Below are 2,367 nucleotides of genomic sequence, written 5' to 3'. Positions count from 1 at the left end.
ACCTTGGCTATGCGCGGGTGCGCGCCAGCCGGCTGACCTTCGTCGGCGAGCTTGGCTGGGAGCTCTACATGCCCGCCGAGTTCGCCGCCCATGTCTTCGACAAGCTGGCCGAGGCGGGCGCCGATTTCGGCCTGCGCCAAGGCGGCTACTTCGCCATCAATTCGCTGCGCATGGAGAAAGGTTACCGCCACTGGGGTCACGACATCGGCGAGGAAGACAGCCCGCTGCAGGCAGGGCTTGGCTTTGCCGTGGCGTTCGACAAGCCAGGCGGCTTCATCGGCCGTGATGCGCTGTTGCTGCAGAAGGAGGCGGGCAAGCCGCGCCGCCGCTTGGTGCAGTTGCGGCTGCAGGCCGAAGATGCGCCTCTCCTCTATCATCACGAACCGATCTGGCGCGGCGGCAAGATCGTCGGTTCGGTCACCTCCGGCGCCTACGGCCACCGCATCGGCGCCTCGCTCGGCATGGGCTATGTCGAATGCGAGGGCGGTGTCGACGATGCCTGGCTGGCAGCCGCCCCTCTGGAGATCGAAATCGCCTGGAAGCGATACAAGGCCATTGCGCAGCTCAAGCCGTGGTACGATCCGAAGGGGGAACGCCTGAGACCGTGACAGAACCTCCTTTTGGATCAGTCGGAGGCCCTAAGTCCCAGCCACGCTGAAGGTCCGCTTCGGCTTCCGCTGATGCCTGAAGCTACCAGTCCGCTTTCGGCCCAGTCGTGACCGAGCATGGGCTGTCTGATTGAGACTTCTGCCTCGGCCAGCTAGCCGCCGGCACAAAATCAGCATCGTCGGCCTATAATGTCATCAAGAGCTTCGATCCTTGAAGCGGTTCCAGAGATGCATGCGGTTCGCGACCTGCACGGCGACCGGATGGAACGGAACCGGTTTCATGTTGGTGACCGGCAAAGGCATCTGCTCGTCCCGGCGCCGGCCTGCCGCCCAGCGGCCGATTTCCTGGCCAAGAGACATTGCCAATGCCACGCCGCGGCCGGAATAGACGCCGCCAAACACGAGGCCGGGTGCCAGGCGATAGAGGCGAGGTCTGCGATCAGGCACCACGGCAAAGGTGCCATGCCAGTATTCCACGATCGGCGGTTCGCCGCCGAATGCGCGAAAAGCCTTGCCCAGCATGCTCGAGACCTTGGCGCGACCGCGGTCGGCCTCGTCAAACCACAATGTATGCGTGCCGCCGCTCACCAGCCGGCCGTCGACGTCGTAGTGGAAATAGCGGATGTCGTTGCGCATGTCGGACACCGCGGGGTTGCCGACAAGGATCTGGGTGCGCAGGCCTTCCGGCAGCGGGTTTGTCGCGGCCTGGAAGACCTTGAACGGCATCAGTGTCTTCTTCAGCCCAGCCCAGAGGTCGCCGGTAAGCGCATTCGTGGCAAGCACCACTTCTGGCGCCGTGACGCTTCCCGTTGCGGTGAAGACGCGCCAGCCGCCTTCCACCTTCTCGATGCGAGACGCCGCGGCGTTCTCGAAGATGGTCACGCCTTCGCGCTCAAGGGCGCCGGCAAGGCCAATGGTCATGGCGAACGGATTGATGTGGCCGGAATTGTGCACCATCCAGCCGCCGAGATAGGGGCTGCCGATGCGCGCGCTGGCTTCGGCCCGGTCAAGCCAGGAGACATTGGCGCCGAAGGCTTTCCACTCTTCGTAGAACTGGTGCGCGCGGGCAAGCGTGGTGTCGGTGTGAGCGGGCTGGATCCAGCCTTCCTGAACCTGGTGGGCGTCTATGTTGAAGCGCTGCATCAGGCCGAAGGCTACGCCGGCCGCATCCGCAACCATGCGATTGTAGCGCTCACCGATCGTCTTGCCGTAGACCGCCTCGAACTCCGCCGGCGAGGCCTTGGAATGGTGGGAGATGACAAGGCCGTTGTTGCGGCCCGACGCTGCCGATCCGATCTCGTTGCTCTCAAGCAGGATGACATTGACGCCGCTGTCGCGCGCGCCGAGTGCCGCGGCCATGCCGGTGAAGCCGCCGCCGACCACCAGCACGTCCGTCTTCAGGTCGCCTTGCGGTGCCGGTGCGGCCGGGCGCCTGTTCGCGGTCTTGCGCCACAGATGCGGCGTCTTCCAGTCGACCTCAAACATGAAGGACGTCCTCGCTGGCGCCGCCGAGATAGTGTTCCCTCAGGGCCGAATGCGCGGCCATTTCCTGCGCCGGGCCATGCAGCTTCACCTTGCCGGTGTTGAGCAGGTAGGCGTAGTCGCCGCATTCAAGCGCCAGCTGAACGTTCTGCTCGACGAGCAGGATCGAAATGCCGTGGCGCGACAGGTCGAGGATGATGCGGAAGATCTGGTGGACGATCTTCGGGGCAAGGCCGAGAGACGGCTCGTCGAGCATCAGACGCGTCGGCTCGGCCAT

2 protein-coding genes and 1 pseudogene are annotated in these 2,367 nt (G+C 64.6%); 1 reads left to right on the top strand and 2 read right to left on the bottom strand.

Annotated features, from left to right (window positions below):
- Positions 1 to 608, top strand: a 608-nt coding sequence (locus ENZ75_RS29010; RefSeq protein ID WP_164888081.1) for a glycine cleavage T C-terminal barrel domain-containing protein, incomplete at its 5' end; no start/stop codon positions are given.
- Between the two features lie 195 nt (positions 609 to 803).
- Here ENZ75_RS29010 and ENZ75_RS29005 read toward each other — a convergent pair.
- Both ENZ75_RS29005 and ENZ75_RS34460 read right to left on the bottom strand, forming a co-directional pair.
- Positions 804 to 2,093, bottom strand: coding sequence for an FAD-dependent oxidoreductase (locus ENZ75_RS29005; protein ID WP_063168750.1), 1,290 nt, complete (start codon positions 2,091 to 2,093; stop codon positions 804 to 806).
- A pseudogene (locus tag ENZ75_RS34460) lies at positions 2,086 to 2,367 on the bottom strand (branched-chain amino acid ABC transporter ATP-binding protein); the annotation flags it as partial. The pseudogene ENZ75_RS34460 and the gene ENZ75_RS29005, both read right to left, overlap by 8 nt.

The sequence above is a fragment of the Mesorhizobium sp. M7A.F.Ca.CA.002.04.1.1 genome (genome assembly GCF_004022805.1).
GTDB lineage: Bacteria > Pseudomonadota > Alphaproteobacteria > Rhizobiales > Rhizobiaceae > Mesorhizobium > Mesorhizobium ciceri.
The sequence above is the reverse complement of the archived record's forward strand: the minus strand, read 5'-3'. Positions and strand labels throughout refer to the sequence as shown.